The 17,119-nt window shown below is 65.3% G+C and carries 12 protein-coding genes; 8 read left to right on the plus strand and 4 right to left on the minus strand.

The window, feature by feature from the left end; all coding sequences use genetic code 11:
* Positions 1–42 precede the first annotated feature (42 nt).
* Positions 43–546 carry a urate hydroxylase PuuD gene (locus GDA49_05495; GenBank protein ID MBC6439859.1) on the minus strand — a complete coding sequence of 168 codons (504 nt, stop codon included), beginning with the start codon at positions 544–546 and terminating at the stop codon, positions 43–45.
* Positions 547–862: 316 nt separating this feature from the next.
* Here GDA49_05495 and GDA49_05500 point away from each other — a divergent pair, with 316 nt between their 5' ends.
* Together GDA49_05500 and GDA49_05505 are read left to right on the plus strand one after the other, a co-directional pair.
* Positions 863–1,708, plus strand: a complete 846-nt coding sequence (locus GDA49_05500) for a squalene/phytoene synthase family protein (GenBank protein MBC6439860.1) — start codon at positions 863–865, stop codon at positions 1,706–1,708.
* Between the two features lie 2 nt (positions 1,709–1,710).
* A complete protein-coding gene (locus tag GDA49_05505) occupies positions 1,711–2,673 on the plus strand; it encodes a squalene/phytoene synthase family protein (protein MBC6439861.1) in 963 nt (320 codons plus the stop codon).
* Here the strand turns inward: GDA49_05505 and trmFO are convergent, their stop codons facing one another.
* The gene (gene trmFO / locus GDA49_05510; protein ID MBC6439862.1) at positions 2,674–4,050 is read right to left on the minus strand and encodes a methylenetetrahydrofolate--tRNA-(uracil(54)-C(5))-methyltransferase (FADH(2)-oxidizing) TrmFO; all 1,377 of its coding nucleotides are present in this window, start codon (positions 4,048–4,050) and stop codon (positions 2,674–2,676) included.
* Positions 4,051–4,262: 212 nt separating this feature from the next.
* Between trmFO and GDA49_05515 the strand changes: the two genes are divergently transcribed.
* Entirely contained in the window at positions 4,263–5,399 is a 1,137-nt protein-coding gene (locus GDA49_05515) for a 2'-deoxycytidine 5'-triphosphate deaminase (protein MBC6439863.1), read from the plus strand.
* 157 nt (positions 5,400–5,556) lie between these two features.
* Here GDA49_05515 and uvrA read toward each other — a convergent pair whose 3' ends face one another.
* Positions 5,557–8,409: an excinuclease ABC subunit UvrA gene (uvrA, locus tag GDA49_05520; GenBank protein ID MBC6439864.1), complete on the minus strand. Its 2,853-nt coding sequence runs from the start codon at positions 8,407–8,409 to the stop codon at positions 5,557–5,559.
* Between the two features lie 274 nt (positions 8,410–8,683).
* Between uvrA and ssb the strand changes: the two genes are divergently transcribed.
* Positions 8,684–9,196 (plus strand): single-stranded DNA-binding protein, encoded by a 513-nt coding sequence (ssb, locus tag GDA49_05525; protein ID MBC6439865.1) that lies wholly within the window; start codon positions 8,684–8,686, stop codon positions 9,194–9,196.
* Between the two features lie 27 nt (positions 9,197–9,223).
* Here the strand turns inward: ssb and GDA49_05530 are convergent, their stop codons facing one another.
* The gene (locus tag GDA49_05530; GenBank protein ID MBC6439866.1) at positions 9,224–10,978 is read right to left on the minus strand and encodes a patatin-like phospholipase family protein; all 1,755 of its coding nucleotides are present in this window, start codon (positions 10,976–10,978) and stop codon (positions 9,224–9,226) included.
* A 327-nt stretch (positions 10,979–11,305) separates the two neighbouring features.
* Here GDA49_05530 and gyrA point away from each other — a divergent pair, with 327 nt between their 5' ends.
* From gyrA to tgt, 4 genes are all read left to right on the plus strand, one after another.
* Positions 11,306–14,131, plus strand: coding sequence for a DNA gyrase subunit A (gyrA, locus tag GDA49_05535; protein ID MBC6439867.1), 2,826 nt, complete (start codon positions 11,306–11,308; stop codon positions 14,129–14,131).
* Positions 14,128–14,661, plus strand: a complete 534-nt coding sequence (gene coaD, locus GDA49_05540) for a pantetheine-phosphate adenylyltransferase (GenBank protein MBC6439868.1) — start codon at positions 14,128–14,130, stop codon at positions 14,659–14,661. Before gyrA ends, coaD begins: the two co-directional genes overlap by 4 nt.
* 49 nt (positions 14,662–14,710) lie before the next feature.
* On the plus strand, positions 14,711–15,838 hold the full coding sequence (gene queA, locus GDA49_05545) for a tRNA preQ1(34) S-adenosylmethionine ribosyltransferase-isomerase QueA (GenBank protein MBC6439869.1): 1,128 nt from the start codon (positions 14,711–14,713) through the stop codon (positions 15,836–15,838).
* A 61-nt stretch (positions 15,839–15,899) separates the two neighbouring features.
* A complete protein-coding gene (gene tgt, locus GDA49_05550) occupies positions 15,900–17,036 on the plus strand; it encodes a tRNA guanosine(34) transglycosylase Tgt (protein ID MBC6439870.1) in 1,137 nt (378 codons plus the stop codon).
* Positions 17,037–17,119 lie beyond the last annotated feature (83 nt).

The following is a 17,119-nucleotide window of genomic DNA, read 5'->3' on the forward strand; positions in this document are numbered from 1 at the left end:
GGAGGTTTCCCTCCGCCCCTTCGGTCATCTTTGGACGCCAGTCTAGAGGTACCAGGGGTTCTGCGCCGAGACCATGCAGAAGAGCATGGGGATCGACAGCATCGTGTTGGTTCGCGAGAAGAGCATGGCCGTCCGGGCCGATCTCTTCTTCGTGTCCGCATCCGCATCGACAATGCCAAGCGCACGCTTCTGGTTTGGCCAGATGACGAACCAGACGTTGAAAAACATGATCGTGCCGAGCCACATGCCGATACCGATCGCCGTGCTGCCGCCCCCGTCGGGGAAGCCGAGCGCGATGGCCTCGATCAGGTAGCCGTTGATGCCGGCGAGGATGATGCCGGTGACGATCGTCGCCATCGCCCCCCAGCGGAACCAGAACAGCGCGGAAGGCGCGATCACCTTGCCGATTGCGGGTTTCTGGTCATCCGGAATCTTCGCCATGTTCGGAATCTGCACGAAGTTGAAATACCAGAGCAGACCGATCCACATGACGCCCGACATGACGTGGAGCCAGCGGAAGAGGAAACTGAGTTCGAGTTCGTCCATGATGTCTCTCCTTGCAGGCCGATCAGAGCGACATCAGGATGATGGCGACAATGACCGTCAGGACACAGCCTGCGGTCACAGTGCATGGGAGTGATTCGAGAATTTTTGCCATTGGCTTTCCACCACCTGTGAATTCGAGTGACGTTTCGCTCCCGGAATGCCCGCGACGGACCGGTCCGGAGACGACGCGGGATGCGCGCGAACTGAAACAGGGCACCCATCCCCCATGGCCGACAATCTGTGCGAAACCTTCTCGAAAGTCCAGTTATGACGGCGGTCGGCTGGTTTTTTCTCCAATGGCCAAGGCCTTGTACCGGTGACGGAAACGACCGGGCGACTCTCGGCAATTGGCTCCCTCGTGCGCGCGAGCGATCCTGACCGTTTTTTCTGCACCCTGTTCGCGGTGCCGTCCCGTCGCGAAGCCTTGTTTGCGCTCTACGCCTTCAATCACGAGCTTGCCCGTGTCCGCGAGGTCGTCTCCGAACCGATGCTGGGCGAGATTCGCCTGCAGTGGTGGCGCGAGGCGCTTGACGGCATCGCCGCCGGGACACCCCGCCGCCACGATGTCGTCGAGGCCCTGGCCGCGAACTGGGAGTCCTGCGATCGCGCGCTTCTCGACGCCATGATCGATGGAAGGCGGGCCGATCTCGCCGCCTCGCCGCCCCTGACACTCGATGCGCTCGGCGACTATGGCGCGGCGACCGCCGGAAACCTCCTGCGGCAGGCCGCCGGGGTGCTCGGGATGACCCATGCCGGGCCGGACGGAAGCTGTGGCGATGCTGGCCGCGCCATGGCGCTGAGCGGCGTGCTGCGCTCGACCGGCGCTCTGGCGCAGCAGGGCCGGACCATGCTCCCGGCGGAACTTCTGGAGCCTGTCCGGCTGGAGCCCCGCGACATTCTGCGCGAGGAACACCGCGACCGGATTTCCGGGGTGGTGAAGGCGGTCTGCGTTCGTGCGGAGCAGCATCTGCGTGCCGCGCGGCAGGCGCGGCGCGAGGTTCCCGAAGAGGCCGTGCCGGCCTTCCTGCCGCTGGCCTTCGCCGCGCACGATCTCGCCACGCTGAAGCGCAACGGCTACAACCCGTTCGATCCGGCCTTTCTCAACCGGAGCGTCGGCCGGCAGCTTTCCGTTCTCTGGCGCAGCTTGATGGGGCGATTCTGAGCATGTCCCGATCCGATCCGGCAATCGAGAGCGCGAAGGCCTGGTGCGCCGATTTTGTCGCCGCGCGTCCGAGCAACGTGACGCGCCTCGCCGCCCTGCTGCCACGGGCCAGGCGACAGCTTTTCTTCCCGGCCTATTGCGCCATGCGTGTGATCGACGACGAGGTCGACGACGGGTTTCTGGGACAGGATGCCGCCGCCCGCGACGCGGCACGCCCGGCGATGCGCGAGCATGTCGAGATCTGGCGCTCCCACGCCACGGCCGCGACAGGGGGGCGCTACATCGCAGGCTCCGCGACGGGTGACGACGACATCGTTTTCACCGCGATGAACGCCACACTGGGGCAGGGCGCGATGGGGCCGGAGTCCTTCCACGGGCTGGCCGATGCCATGCAGCGCGACGTCTCCGAACAGCCGCTCGCGACCTGGCAGGACTTCCTGGACTACACCGAGGGTGCCGCTGTCGCGCCGGCTGCCGTGTTTGTCTACATCCTCGCCTGTCGCATGGAGCGTGACGGCAGTTCGACGCTTGCCCTGACCCGGCCTGCCGCCGATTACGCCCGTCATCTCGCCATCTTCAGCTATCTGGTTCACATCCTGCGGGACCTCAGGCTCGATGCCGACCGCGCACCCCAGCACCTGACGTTGCCGGATGACCTTCTCGATCAATCCGGCCTCTCCAGGGCCACGCTCCGGATCGCGGCGCGCGCTGGCGACGATGCTGCCCTGGCACCGCTTGTCGGCACGATCGCGGCTCTGACCGAACGTCACCATGCCCTCGCCATGAACGATCTGGCCTCCCTCAACGACGAGACGGACGGCGCGGCGGCCATGCTCGTCGGGCTGGCGGCGGTCTACAGCCGGCAGTTCGACGCGATCCGCAGCGACCACGCCGGGGTGCTTTCCGGCGAGGCTGTGGTCGACATGGCCACGGTCGATCGGTTGCTCGCCGGGGGTCGCGCCTGACTAGGCCGCTGCCTGCCGTTCGCCCAGCCAGGTTCCGAGATCCGCACGGGCCCGCGATACCCACATGCCACGCCGTTCCGTCTTGCCGGGCCGTTTCTTTCCGGTCTCTACCGGTGGCGGCGGGAAGAGGCCGAAGTTGCAGTTCATCGGCTGGAAGGTCTCGGCATCGGCACCGACGGTGACGTGGTTCAGCAATGCGCCGAGTGCCGTTGTCGCCGGCGGCGGGACGATGGACCGTCCCTGCTGTTCGAGGGCGGCGAAGCGCCCGGCAAGCAGGCCGATCGCCGTGCTTTCGACATAACCCTCGACGCCCGTGATCTGTCCGGCGAAGCGGATATGGGGCAGGCGGCGCAGTCGCAGCGCGCCATCGAGCAGGGCCGGGCTGTTTATGAAGGTGTTGCGGTGCATCCCGCCCAGCCTTGCGAACGCCGCGTTCTCGAGGCCGGGGATCGTGCGGAAGATTCGTGTCTGTTCGCCGTACTTCAGCCTGGTCTGGAATCCCACCATGTTGAATAGCGTGCCGAGCGCATTGTCCTGGCGCAGCTGGACCACTGCGAACGGGCGCTCGTCGCAATGGGGGTTGGTCAGGCCGACAGGCTTCATCGGACCGTGCCGCAGGGTATTGCGGCCCCGCTCGCTCATCGCCTCGATCGGCAGGCAGCCCTCGAAATAGGGCGTGTCCTTCTCCCAGTCCCTGAATTCGGTCTTCCCGGCGTTCGTCAGGGCATCGATGAAGGCGTCGTATTGCGCTATCGTCATCGGGCAGTTGATATAGGCGGCCGCATCGCCGGACGGCCCGGGCTTGTCGTAGCGGGACTGGAACCAGGCCTTGTCGAAATCGATTGTGTCGCGATGCACGATGGGTGCAATGGCATCGAAGAACGCCAGGCTGTCGCTGCCGGTTGCAGCATGGATTGCGCCCGACAGCGCCGGGGACGTCAGCGGTCCCGTCGCGACGATGGCAAGGCCGTCGTCTGCCGCCGGCAGGGCGTCGACCTCGCCCCGCTCGATCGTGATCATGGGATCGCGTTCGATGGCCGCCTCGACGGCCTCGGCAAACCCGTCGCGATCGACCGCGAGCGCCCCGCCGGCCGGCACCTGATGCGCGTCGGCTGCGGCCATGATGAGCGACCCGCCCCGGCGCAGCTCCTCATGCAGCAGGCCGACGGCATTGGTTTCGGCATCGTCGGAGCGAAACGAGTTCGAGCACACGAGTTCGGCCAGCGTGCCGCTCTTGTGGGCGTCGGTGCCGCGTTCGGGACGCATCTCGTGAAGAATCGCGGGCATACCGGCGCGCGCGATCTGCCAGGCCGCTTCCGAACCGGCGAGCCCACCACCGATGACATGAATGGGCCTGACATGAATGGGTCGGATCATGGCTCCGGGTTAGGGCGCGCCAACGCCCCCGTCAATGCCCCCGTCAATGCCCCCTCAACACACACGCCAATTCTGATCGCGAACATGGGCGCCTGTGCATAACTCTGCATGACGCGTTCGGACCGCCTGATTGCCGCCATGATCGTCGCCATAGAAGCTGCTAGTGTCCGGCCCGGCAGGCAGGTTCGGACATGGCAGAGGCATCGCCGCAAATGATCCCGGGGCTGGTCCCGGGGCCGGTCGACAGGACCGCGGGCGCACACACCACGGGGCTTCTGCCCTCGCAGCGCATTCGCGAACTGGTGGGCAAACAGATCCTGCCCGCCGACCCCGCCGCCGACGATCAGATCCAGCCTTCCAGTATCGACCTGCGGCTCGGCGACGAGGCCTGGCGCGTGCGCGCCTCCTTCCTGCCCGGGCCGAAGGCGACCGTGAAAGGCAAGCTGCGCGAACTCGGTATGCACCGCATCGACCTGGGCGAGGAGGCCGTGCTGGAACGCGGTTGCGTCTACATCGTGCCCCTCCAGGAAGAGCTCCGCTTGACCGATGATGTGGCCGGCATCGCCAATCCCAGGAGTTCGACCGGCCGCCTCGATATCTTCACCCGCGTCATCACCGACTACGCAACGGAGTTCGACCGCGTGCGCAAGGGCTACAGGGGGCGGCTCTATGCGGAGGTGTCGCCGCGCACCTTCAGTGTCGTGGTGCGTCGGGGGTCGAGGCTCTGTCAGCTTCGGCTGCGGCGCGGTTCGCCCGTGTTCGGCAAGACGACACTCAAGCGGCTGCACAGGGAGCACGGGCTGGTTGACACGCCGGAGAGCCCGCCGGAGGGCGACAAGGCGGTCGCCTTCAGGCTCGATCTTCACGGCGAGGGCGAGGGCTCATTGGTCGGTTACAGGGCGAGGCAGCACACCGATGTGATCGATATCGACTGCAAGGCCGCACGGGATGCCAGGGACTTCTGGGATCCGATATACGCCCGCAAGGGCGAGGGCCTGATTCTCAATCCCGGCGACTTCTACATCCTCGCGACCCGCGAGCGGCTCAGGGTGCCGCCCGATCACGCCGCCGAGATGGTCGCCTATGACACGCTCGTGGGCGAGTTCCGCGTGCACTACGCGGGTTTTTTCGATCCCGGCTTCGGCTGGAGTCCCACCGGCGATGCCGGCTCCCGTGGCGTGCTCGAGGTTCGCAGCCACGATGTCCCGTTCCTGCTGGAACACGGCCAGATCATGGGGCGTCTGCGCTACGAACGCCTGACCGACGTGCCGGACCGACTCTACGGCACCGATCTCGGCAGCCACTACCAGGGCCAGGCGCTGGCCCTCTCCAGACACTTCCGACGATGACCGGCACCGGCCAGCCCCCCGTCGGGATGACCCTCGCCGGTATGATCCCCGTCGGGACGATCCTGTCCGACCGCGCGCTCGCAGGGGGCGAGGCCCCCCGCCCGCGTTCTTGACCCCGCATTCCTGACCCCACGTTCCTGACCCTGTGTTCGTTCGGCTATTCGGCGGCGTCGGCGGCGGTGCGAGGCCTGAGAAGATCGGCCAGATAATGGCCTGTGTAGCTTTCGGAGACCTCGGCCACGGCCTCGGGTGTGCCCTCGGCGACGATACGTCCGCCGCCGTCGCCGCCTTCGGGGCCGAGATCGATGATCCAGTCGGCGGTCTTGATGACCTCCAGGTTATGCTCGATCACCACAATCGTGTTGCCGGTCTCGACCAGGGCGTGAAGCACCTCAAGCAATGTGCGCACATCCTCGAAGTGGAGGCCCGTGGTGGGTTCGTCGAGGATGTAGAGGGTCTTGCCGGTGGCGCGCTTCGATAGCTCCTTGGCGAGCTTGACGCGCTGCGCCTCGCCACCGGAGAGCGTGGTGGCCGGCTGGCCAACCCTGATATAGCCGAGACCGACCAGGGTGAGCATCTCCAGCTTCGTCCGGATCGACGGCACGGCCTTGAAGAACGCGAGACCTTCTTCCACCGTCATGTCGAGAACATCCGCTATCGACTTGCCCTTGAACGTAATTTCGCGTGTCTCCCGATTGTAGCGCGCACCCTTGCAGACCTCGCACTGGACGTAGACATCGGGCAGGAAGTGCATCTCGACCTTGATCGTCCCGTCGCCCTGGCAGGCCTCGCAGCGACCGCCCTTCACGTTGAAGCTGAACCGGCCGGGCTTGTAGCCCCGCGCCTTGCTTTCGGGCAGGCCCGCGAACCAGTCGCGGATCGGCGTGAAGGCACCGGTATAGGTTGCCGGATTGGAGCGCGGTGTGCGCCCGATGGGCGATTGGTCGATGTCGACGACCTTGTCGAGCAGCTGGATGCCCTCGATCCGTTCGTGCGCGCCGGGATGGGTGCGGGCGTTGTGGAGGCGTTTGGCGAGCGCCCGGTAGAGCGTCTCGATGATCAGCGTCGACTTGCCGCCCCCCGAGACGCCTGTGACGCAGGTGAAGGTGCCGAGCGGGATGCTGGCGGTGATCGTCCTGAGGTTGTTGGCGCTCGCCCCGACCACCTTGAGGGTCTGTTTCCTGCGGCCCTTGCGCCGGGTCCCGGGCACATCGATCCGGCGCATGCCGGCAAGATACTGACCGGTCAGGCTGGCCGGGTTCGCCATGACCTGTTCGGGTGTGCCCTCGGCGATGACCTCGCCGCCGTGCTCGCCCGCACCGGGTCCCATGTCGATCACATGGTCGGCTGCCCGAATGGCTTCCTCGTCGTGCTCGACCACGATCACGGTGTTGCCGAGATCGCGCAGGTTCACCAGCGTGTCGAGCAGGCGCTGGTTGTCGCGCTGATGGAGGCCGATCGACGGCTCGTCGAGCACGTAGAGCACGCCCGTCAGGCCGGAGCCGATCTGCGAGGCGAGGCGGATGCGCTGGCTTTCGCCGCCCGACAGCGTTCCGGAGTTGCGGCTGAGCGTGAGGTACTCCAAGCCGACCTTGTTGAGGAATCCGAGCCGTTCGCGGATTTCCTTGAGGATCCGCACGGCGATTTCCTTCTGCTTGTCCGTCATCCGGTCTTCGATGCAATCGAACCAGCGGGCAGCCGCGCCAATCGACATGTCGGAGACCTCGCCGATATGACACCCGCCGATCTTCACCGCCAGCGCCTCGGGCTTCAGGCGATAACCGTCGCAGGCCTCGCAGGGCGCGGTGTTGTGGTATCTGGCGAGGTCCTCGCGCACCCATTCGCTGTCGGTCTCGCGCCAGCGCCGCTCCATGTTGGGGATGACCCCCTCGAACGGCTTGTTGGTCTCGTAGGTCCTGAGCCCGTCGTCGAAGGTCATCGTGATCGGCTTGCCCTTCGAGCCATGGAGGACCGTGTCGCGCATCTCCGCGGAGAGCTCGCCCCAGGCGGTCGTCATCTTCTGCCTGAAATGCCTGGCGAGGGATTCGAGCGTCTGGCTGTAATACTGCGATGTCGAGTTCGCCCAGGGCGCGACCGCGCCGTTCCTCAGGCTCACATTCTCGTCGGGCACGACGATTTCGGGATCGAAGTAGAGCCGGCTGCCCAGGCCGTCGCATGACGGGCAGGCGCCGAACGGGTTGTTGAACGAGAACAGGCGCGGCTCGATCTCCTCGATCGTGAAGCCGGAGACCGGACAGGCGAATTTCGACGAGAAGACCGTCTGCTCGCCGCTGTCGACGTCCTCGGCGATTGCCAGCCCTTCGGTCAGGCCCAGGGCCGTCTCGATCGAGTCCGCCAGGCGCTGCTCCAGCCCTTCGCGCACCACGACGCGGTCGACCACGACCTCGATCGTGTGTTTGCGCTTCCTGTCGAGCGCCGGGGCCTCTTCGATGGCGTGGACCTCGCCGTTGATCTTCACCCGCTGGAAACCGCGCCGCAGAAGTTCGGCCAGGTCCTTGCGGTACTCGCCCTTTCGACCGCGGACGATGGGGGCCAGCAGCATCAGCCGGGTCTTGTCCGGCATGGCCATGATGCGGTCGACCATCTGGCTTACGGTCTGGCTCTCGATCGGCAGTCCCGTCGCGGGTGAGCAGGGCACACCGACGCGCGCCCACAGGAGCCGCATGTAGTCGTGGATTTCTGTCACCGTGCCGACCGTCGAGCGCGGATTCCTCGATGTCGTCTTCTGTTCGATCGAGATCGCCGGTGACAGCCCGTCGATATGCTCGACAGCGGGCTTTTCCATCAGTTCCAGAAACTGCCGGGCATAGGCGCTGAGGCTTTCCACATAGCGCCGCTGGCCTTCCGCATAGATCGTGTCGAAGGCGAGCGAGGACTTGCCCGATCCGCTGAGGCCGGTGATGACGACAAATCTGTCCCGTGGCAGATCGACATCGATATTCTTGAGATTGTGTTCGCGCGCGCCGCGGATGCGGATGGATTTCTGCATTATGTGTCTCGTTCCCGATCCTGATTAGGGCCGTGGCCGGGGGCTGGCAAGGGTCCTGTGGATAGCGCTTCATCCAGGCGTTTCGCGGCCTTCCCGACACCTGCCCGACCCCTGTAAGCTGCGCCGCACACCCCGCGCCGCGCGCCCTGTCGCAACCGCGCCGCGAGCCTTATCGACAACGCCGCCGCGAGCCCTGTCGCAACCCCACCGCCCTCGTGACAACGCCCCGAAGCTGCGCTAGGGTCCCCCTGACAATCGCGAACGGAGAGTGAACATGGCGGGCAGTGTCAACAAGGTCATTCTGGTCGGCAACCTCGGGCGCGACCCCGAAATCCGGCGCATGAACAATGGCGATCCCGTCACCAACCTTTCCGTTGCGACCTCGGAGACCTGGAACGACCGGAAGACCGGCGAACGCCGCGAACGCACGGAATGGCATCGCGTTGTGATGTTCGGCAAGCTGGCCGAGGTCGCCGGGAAGTACCTGCACAAGGGCAGCAAGGTCTACATCGAGGGCCAGCTTCAGACCCGCAAATGGCAGGACCAGTCGGGTCAGGACAAGTACAGCACGGAGGTTGTCCTGCGCGGTTTCAACAGCACCATGGTCATGCTCGACAACCGTGGCGGCGGCGGAGAGGCTGGCTCCGGCACGGGCTCCGCCACGGGCTGGCAGGGCGACAGCGACGGCCATGGCGGTGGCAGCAGCTACGGCAGCGACAGCTATGGCGAGCCCGGCGGCAGCGGAAGCGGCGGCGTCGCCGACATCGACGACGAGATCCCGTTCTAGGCCTCAACCCGTTCCAGGCTTCAACGGTCACGTTACCGATTGCCGATGTTTCCGAGCGCACGAGGGGTCTGCAGCGACCGGTTCGAGCTTTGAGAGTTCACATCTCACATGCTTCATGGCTTTGGGAACGAACTTCGGGACAAACCTATGACGCACGTAAAGCTTGCCTGCGTAGTAACACAAACAGCTTTTGTCCTTCAGGGCTTGCTCCGCAAGGCGTCCGCAGACCGCTCGGGCCCTGTGCTTGATGCGCTGTTCGAGAAGCCTGAGATCGACCGCATCCAGGCCGGGCCGCTCCGGCCGTCCGATCGGATCCTTCACACCGTCGACAAGCGGAATGATCGGCATCATCGGCCCCTGGGAGGGATCGCTTTTGCTGTAAACCTTTTGGCCCTTTCCGTCGCGCACGCACCATGCTTTGATCATCTCGTCGTTCTTGAACATTGATCCGAAAATGCGCTCGTTGTTTGCCGGCAGAACGAAGTGCCGTTGCAGAAAGCGCTGGCAGTTGCGTCGCCCGAGTTCGAAATCGTGACGACGGAACTCGCGTGCGAGGAACCCGCCGAAGCCGTCCAGAATGGAGGCGATGATCGCCGCATCCATTTGCCCCGTGCCGCCTTCGGGCCTCAGGGACGGCGAGATCGCAAACCGGCTGAAGACTTCCGGGTCTTTCGCCAGCGCCAGCTCTTCCGGCTTGAAGCGGGCCTGGTTCATCAGGGCGCGGAACATCGCCTTGAGCACTGAAACGATGTCGTCCTTGCCCGTATAGCGCGCCTCGAACTCCGGCTGGTTCGGGAACGGATCGATCATCATGACCGCCCTGTGCGTTTCCGTCGCGGTCTGGGGATTGCGCTTGTCCTCTTCCGCGGGATAACGGCCCTCTCCCGCGAGATAACGGCGTGCGAGCTCAAGCGGTTCGTTGTTGATCAGTCCGCCGTCGACGCAGAGGAACTCGTAAGAATCCGGGAAGCCCGATGGGAACCGGGCCGGAACCCCCACATCAAGCCGCTCGTCATACTGCGCGGTTGGCCTCTTCAGACGGCGCGGCTGCAGACCGAGCGGAAAGGCACCGCTTGCAAGAGCGGAATCCGCAAACAGCAGCCAGTTTTCACCATCGGGAAGCGCTTCCGTGTCGAGGCCCGTGAAGAGCGTATTGCCTTTCTGCCCTGATCCCATCAGGAACCGCATATGGTCGCCGTGCGCGAGCATACCGTAGGTGTCGGCCTGGTCGTCGCCGGCCAGATAGAACTCGTAAGGCACGCCGCGCAGGTTGGAGACGGTGAGGAAGAGGGGAAGCGGGTCGGAAACATAGGGCCGTGGGGTCTTTCGTTGTTCAACCTCGAACCCCTCCAGCGCGATGCGCCCCAATTCGGTCGGGTTGAGTAAGGATCGAACGAACGCGCCGTCGGAGTCGATGTCGTCGGTCTTGAGCAGGTCGGCGATGTCGGCGCGCTCGACCCAGCAATGGAAAAGACGGTTCCGGTTTCCGGCCGGCGGGTTGTTCGTGTCGTGGACGGGCGTTGTCTCGGCGTGAAGGGCGACACCGGCAAGGGCCGAACAAATTGCACCGGCGGACGAGCCCGACAGCACCTTGATCGTCACATCATGGTTGGGGACAGCCCCACCGGATGCCCCACTGGATGCCCCACCGGATGATTGCGAGGCCTTGGCAGCGTACCAGGCGTCAAGCGCCTCGATCAGGAAGTCGACGACTCCGGCGCTGTACACGCCGCCTGACGTCCCTACGGCCATCGCGAGACCGAGTTCGAACGGTTGGACCATTGCTGCCTCCTCATGACAATACCCCACCCATACCTTTGCAGGAATACGCCAGAGAAGTCAAGACGCGCCTCTTGCCCCGAAAAACGCGGGCTGGCGCGCTGGGCGGAATGTCGGTCGGAGAGGTGGTTTCGGAGGTTTGTTCGCCGCTGCGTAACGTGCTAGTCTCGCCCCTTCGATGACAGCGTATCTTGCGCTCGAAAAACCGTCGAACCGCAATATCCTGTAGCAACCACCCTGTAACAACCGGCAGGCGTCTTGTCCGACCCTCTTCAGCCAGATTCGCCCGATATCCCGCCCGACATCGCTCCCGTCACCATCGAGGCGGAGATGCGGAAGAGTTACCTCGATTATGCGATGAGCGTGATCGTGGCGCGCGCCTTGCCGGATGTGCGCGACGGGTTGAAACCGGTCCACCGGCGCATCCTCTACGCCATGGAGGAGGAGGGCTACGCCTCCGACAAACCCTATCGGAAGTCGGCCCGTATCATCGGCGACGTGATGGGCAAGTACCATCCCCACGGCGACAGCGCGATCTACGACGCCATGGTCCGTATGGCGCAGGATTTCTCCATGCGCGTGCCGCTGATCGACGGCCAGGGCAACTTCGGCTCGATGGACAACGATCCCCCGGCGGCCATGCGTTACACCGAGGCGCGGCTGGCCAGGGTGGCCGAGAGCCTGCTCGACGATATCGACAACGACACCGTCGATTTTCGCGACAACTACGATGGCTCCGAACAGGAGCCGGTCGTGTTGCCGGCGCGCTTCCCGAACCTTCTGGTCAACGGCGGCAGCGGTATCGCGGTCGGCATGGCGACCAACATCCCGCCCCACAATCTGGGCGAGGTGATCGACGCATGTTGCGCCTGTATCGCGAACCCGGGCGTCTCGTCCCGCGATCTGATGCGCTATGTCCTGGCGCCGGACTTCCCGACCGGCGGCATCGTCATGGGCAGGCAGGGCATCGTCCAGGCCTTCGAGACCGGTCGCGGCTCGATCACCCTGCGCGCCCGGACTCACATCGAGGAGATACGCAAGGACCGCGAGGCCATTGTCGTCACCGAGATTCCCTATCAGGTGAACAAGGCGCGGATGATCGAGCGGATCTCCGAACTGGTCCGGGAAAAGCGGATCGAGGGCATCGGCGAACTGCGCGACGAGAGCGATCGCCATGGCGTGCGTGTCGTCATCGAGCTCAGGCGCGACGCCATGGCCGATGTCGTGCTGAACCAGCTCTACCGCTTCACGCCGCTGCAGAATGCCTTTGCGGTGAACATGCTGGCGCTCGACGACACCGGGCGTCCGCAACTCATGACGCTGCGCGATATCATCGGCAGCTTCGTGGCCTTCCGCGAGCAGGTCGTCACGCGCCGTACGCGCCATTTGCTCGGCAAGACGCGCGATCGCGCGCATCTGCTTCTGGGTCTGGCGCTCGCCGTCGCCAATGTCGACGAGGTCGTTGCCCTGATCCGCAACGCGGCCGACCCGCAGGAGGCACGCGCGGGCCTCATGGCGCGCACATGGCCGCTGGGCGACATCCTGCCGCTCATCGCCCTGGTCGAGGGCGAGGAAATCGCGGCCAGGGTCGAGGCGGACGGGTTCTGTATGCTCTCCGAAGAGCAGGCGCGTGCGATCCTCGATCTGCGCCTGCACCGCCTGACCGGTCTGGAGCGCGACAGGATTGCCGCGGAGCTTGGGGAGCTCGGCGCGCACATTGCCGACTACCTCGACATCCTGCGCTCGCGCGAACGCCTGATGAGCGTGATCCGCGCGGAACTGTCCGAGCTGCGCGAGCGTTTCGCCGATGAGCGCCGCACGGAGATCAGCGACGCCGCCGCCGATCAGGACGATGAGGACCTGATCCGGCCCGAGGACATGGTCGTCACCGTGAGCCACAAGGGTTATGTCAAGCGCGTGCCGCTCGCGACCTATCGCGCACAGAAGCGCGGCGGCAAGGGGCGCAGCGGCATGGCGACGCGCGACGAGGATTTCGTCAGCCGCGTCTTTGTCGTCAACACCCATGCCTGGTTGCTCTTCTTCTCGACCTCCGGACTGGTCTACCGCCTCAAGACCTACCGCCTGCCCATGGCGACGCCGCAGGCGCGCGGCAAGGCCTTCGTCAACCTGCTGCCGCTCGACGAGGGCGAGACCATTTCCACCGTTCTGCCGATGCCGCTCGACGAGGAGAGCTGGGACAGGCTTCACATCATGTTCGCCACGGCCCACGGCTCGGTCCGCCGCAACCGGCTGTCGGACTTCGCCAACATCCGTGCCAACGGCCTGATCGCCATGAAGCTCGGGCACGGCGAACGACTGATCGGCGTGGAGACCTGCCGCGACGATCGGGACGTGCTGCTGTTCACCCGCCAGGGCCGCTGCATCCGTTTCCGTGTCGGCGATATCCGCCTGTTCGCGGGCCGCACCTCGTCGGGCGTGCGCGGCATCCGTCTCGCCGGGGGCGACGAGGTTCTGGGCATGACGATCCTCGACCATGTCGAGGTCGACGCTGCCACGCGCAGGGCTTTCTTCAGGCGCGTCAGCCAGGAACGGCGCGCCGACGACATGGATGAGGCCGACGACGCCAGCGAGGACGCCAGCGAGGACGTCGCCCTTGCGGATGCGGTCTACGACGATCTGAAATCCCGTGAACAGTTCCTTCTGACGATGGCCAGCGACGGCTTCGGCAAGCGCAGTTCGGCCTACGACTACCGGGTGACGGGCCGCGGCGGAAAGGGCATCGGGAACATGAACCTCGATCGCGGCGGGGAGACGCCGCGCGCCGAGGTGGTCGCCGCATTCCCTGTCGGGCAAAGCGATCAGGTCGTTCTGGTCTCCGATGGCGGCCAGCTCATCCGCAGCGCTGTCGATGAAATCCGCATCACCGGGCGTTGCTCCCGTGGCGTCACCGTGTTCCGGGTCGCCGGGGACGAACGGGTTGTGTCGGTCGCGCGCATCGACGACGAGGCCGACGACGAAGACAACGAGGAGGCCCCGGACGAAGACATCGACGAAAACAGCACGTCGCCGCAAGGCGCGCTGGAAACCGGGACTCCCTCCGGCCCCCCAACACCCCAAGACGAAACACCGCAAGACCGAACACCGCAAGACCGAACGCCACAAGACGAAACGCCGGGAGAGGAAACGCGGAAATGAGCACATGGCGGACCGCTGTCTACCCGGGATCCTTCGATCCCGTCACGACCGGGCATCTCGATATTGTCACCCGTTCGCGTCGCCTGATGGACCGCCTGATCGTCGGGGTGGCGATCAACACGGGCAAGAACCCGCTGTTCAGCTTCGACGAGCGCATGGACATGCTGCGCGACGAGCTTGCCGAACTGCCCGACGGTCCGGGTCTCGCCCGGCTTGAGGTCCGTCCGATCGAAGGCCTGCTCGTGAGTTTCGCGAAGGACTGCGGAGCCTCGGTGATCGTTCGGGGCCTGCGCGCCGTCAGCGATTTCGACTATGAGTTCCAGATGGCGGGGATGAACGCCCGCATGGAGAACGATGTCGAGACGGTCTTCCTGATGGCCTCGGAACGGCACACCTTCATCGCCTCGCGCCTCGTCAAGGAAGTCGCCCTGCTCGATGGCGATTACCGCAGTTTCGTGCCCGAGCGTGTCGGGCATCGCCTTGCTGCCGCGGTGGAACGCTATCGGGAGCGCAGGGCCGGAACGGACTGAAGCGCCGATGCGGTCCGATGCGGCCCCCGATGAAGCCCGATGAAGCCCGATGAAGGTCGACGATTTCGATTTTGAACTGCCGCGCGACCTGATCGCGCAGCACCCCGTCGAGCCGCGCGATGCCGCGCGTCTTCTGGTGGCCGGGCGCGACGGTGCCATGGATCATCGCATCTTCCGCGATCTGCCGGATCTCCTGCGTCCCGGCGACCTTCTGGTCGTCAACGACACGCGCGTGATTCCCGCGCGCCTGATCGGACGCAAGGGGGAGGGCAGGATCGAGCTCACGCTTGTCTCGCCGACGGGTGACGGAGACTGGAAGGCGCTGGCCCGCCCTGCGCGCAGGCTTTCGGACGGCACCCGCATCGACATCGCACCCGGGTTCTCCGCCGTGGTGACATCGAGGGGCGACATGGGCGACATCACCCTGTCCTTCGAGACCGGCGACGATGACCTGACGACCCTGCTCGACACGCACGGGGCCATGCCTCTGCCTCCCTATATCGAACGCCGGCGCAGCCCCCCGGGGCAAGATCCAGAGCAGGACCCGGAGCAGGACCACGGGCGCGACGATCGCACGGATTACCAGACCGTCTATGCCACCGAACCGGGCGCGGTGGCAGCGCCGACCGCGGGACTTCACTTCACCGATGCGCTGTTCGGGCGGCTTGGCGATGCCGGTATCGGCTGCGCCACCGTCACGCTGCATGTGGGCCTCGGGACGTTTCAGCCGGTCCGCGTCGAGGATACCGACGATCACGTCATGCATGCCGAATGGGGCCGGATCGACCGCCGGACGGCGGAGCGGATCAACCGTGCCCGGGCCGCGGGCGGTCGGATCGTGGCGGTCGGCACCACCAGCACCCGTTTGCTGGAGAGCGCTGCGACCGGGGACGGCACGATCGCACCCTTCGAGGGCGAGACCGACATTTTCATCACGCCGGGCTATCGCTTTCGCGCGGTCGATCTGATGATCACCAACTTCCATCTGCCGCGCTCGACACTCGTCATGCTGGTCTCGGCCTTTGCGGGACAGGAGACGATCCGGTCGCTCTATCGCTCGGCGGTTGCGGAGAAGTATCGCTTTTACAGCTATGGCGATGCCTGCCTGCTCACACATGCCTGCTCACACATGCCTGTGCGGCGACCGTCGCGCCGTAGATGGAGGCGCAAGTGGTGATATCCTGCGGCCGGGCCCGGCTTCGCCGCCCCACATCCTCCGCCGCCCGCATCCCGCACCGATGACCGGCGAGGACATTCACCCCTTCGCCTGGCGCGTCCTCGGGACCGAGGCCGCCGCCCGCCTCGGCGTCATCGCGACGGCGCACGGCCCGATCCGGACGCCCGCCTTCATGCCGGTCGGAACGGCCGCAACGGTGAAGGGCCTCCTGCCCGAACAGATACGCGAGGCCGGTGCCGATGCCGTGCTGGCAAACACATACCACCTGATGCTGCGTCCCGGATCCGAACGCATCGGACGTCTCGGCGGCTTGCACCGTTTCATGAACTGGCCGGGCCCGATCCTCACCGACAGCGGCGGCTTTCAGATCTTTTCGCTCCGGCAAATGAGCAGGATTGCGGAGGACGGTGCCACCTTCCGGAGCCATATCGACGGCAGCCGGCACGTGCTCACTCCGGAACGTGCCATGGCCATCCAGAACGATCTCGATGCGACCATCGCCATGGTGCTCGACGAATGCACGGAACATCCCGCAACCCATGAACGCGCCAGAGCCTCGATGGAACGCTCGATGCGCTGGGCGGCCCGCTGCAAGGCGGCGTTCGAGCCTCGTGCGGGCTATGCCCTGTTCGGCATCGTTCAGGGCGGAACCCACGAGGACCTGCGCCGGGCCTCGGCCTCGGCACTGACCGACATCGGCTTCGATGGTTATGCCGTCGGCGGCCTTGCGGTCGGCGAGGGGCAGTCCGAAATGTTCCGGATTCTGGATGCAACGGTGCCGCATCTTCCCCCCGACAGGCCGCGCTACCTCATGGGCGTGGGCCGTCCCGACGATATCCTTGGCGCGGTCGCGCGCGGCATCGACATCTTCGATTGCGTTCTGCCGACCCGCTCCGGCCGGACCGGCCAGGCCTTCACCGGTCGCGGAACGGTCAATATCCGCAACGCCCGGCATCGGGACGATCCGCGGCCGCTTGACGCGACCTTTCCGGAATCGCCCTGCTCAACCTACAGCCGCGCCTACCTGCATCATCTCTTCCGCTGCAATGAAATGCTGGGTCCGATGCTGTTGACCCTGCACAACGTGGCCTTCTATCAGAAGCTGATGGCGGACATCCGGCAGGCGCTTGCCGGGGGCACCTTCGCAACCTGGTCCGCGGCCTGTCTCAAGCGTCTTTCGAGCGGTGACATTTGTTGAGTGATGCGAAACTTGGGGGGTGTTTTGATGGGAAACTCTTTGCGCAAAAATGACCGGATCGCGCTGGATTCAACAAGATGTTG

It is taken from the genome of Rhodospirillales bacterium (assembly GCA_014323865.1).
In the GTDB taxonomy this organism is placed as follows: Bacteria; Pseudomonadota; Alphaproteobacteria; order SP197; family SP197; genus SP197.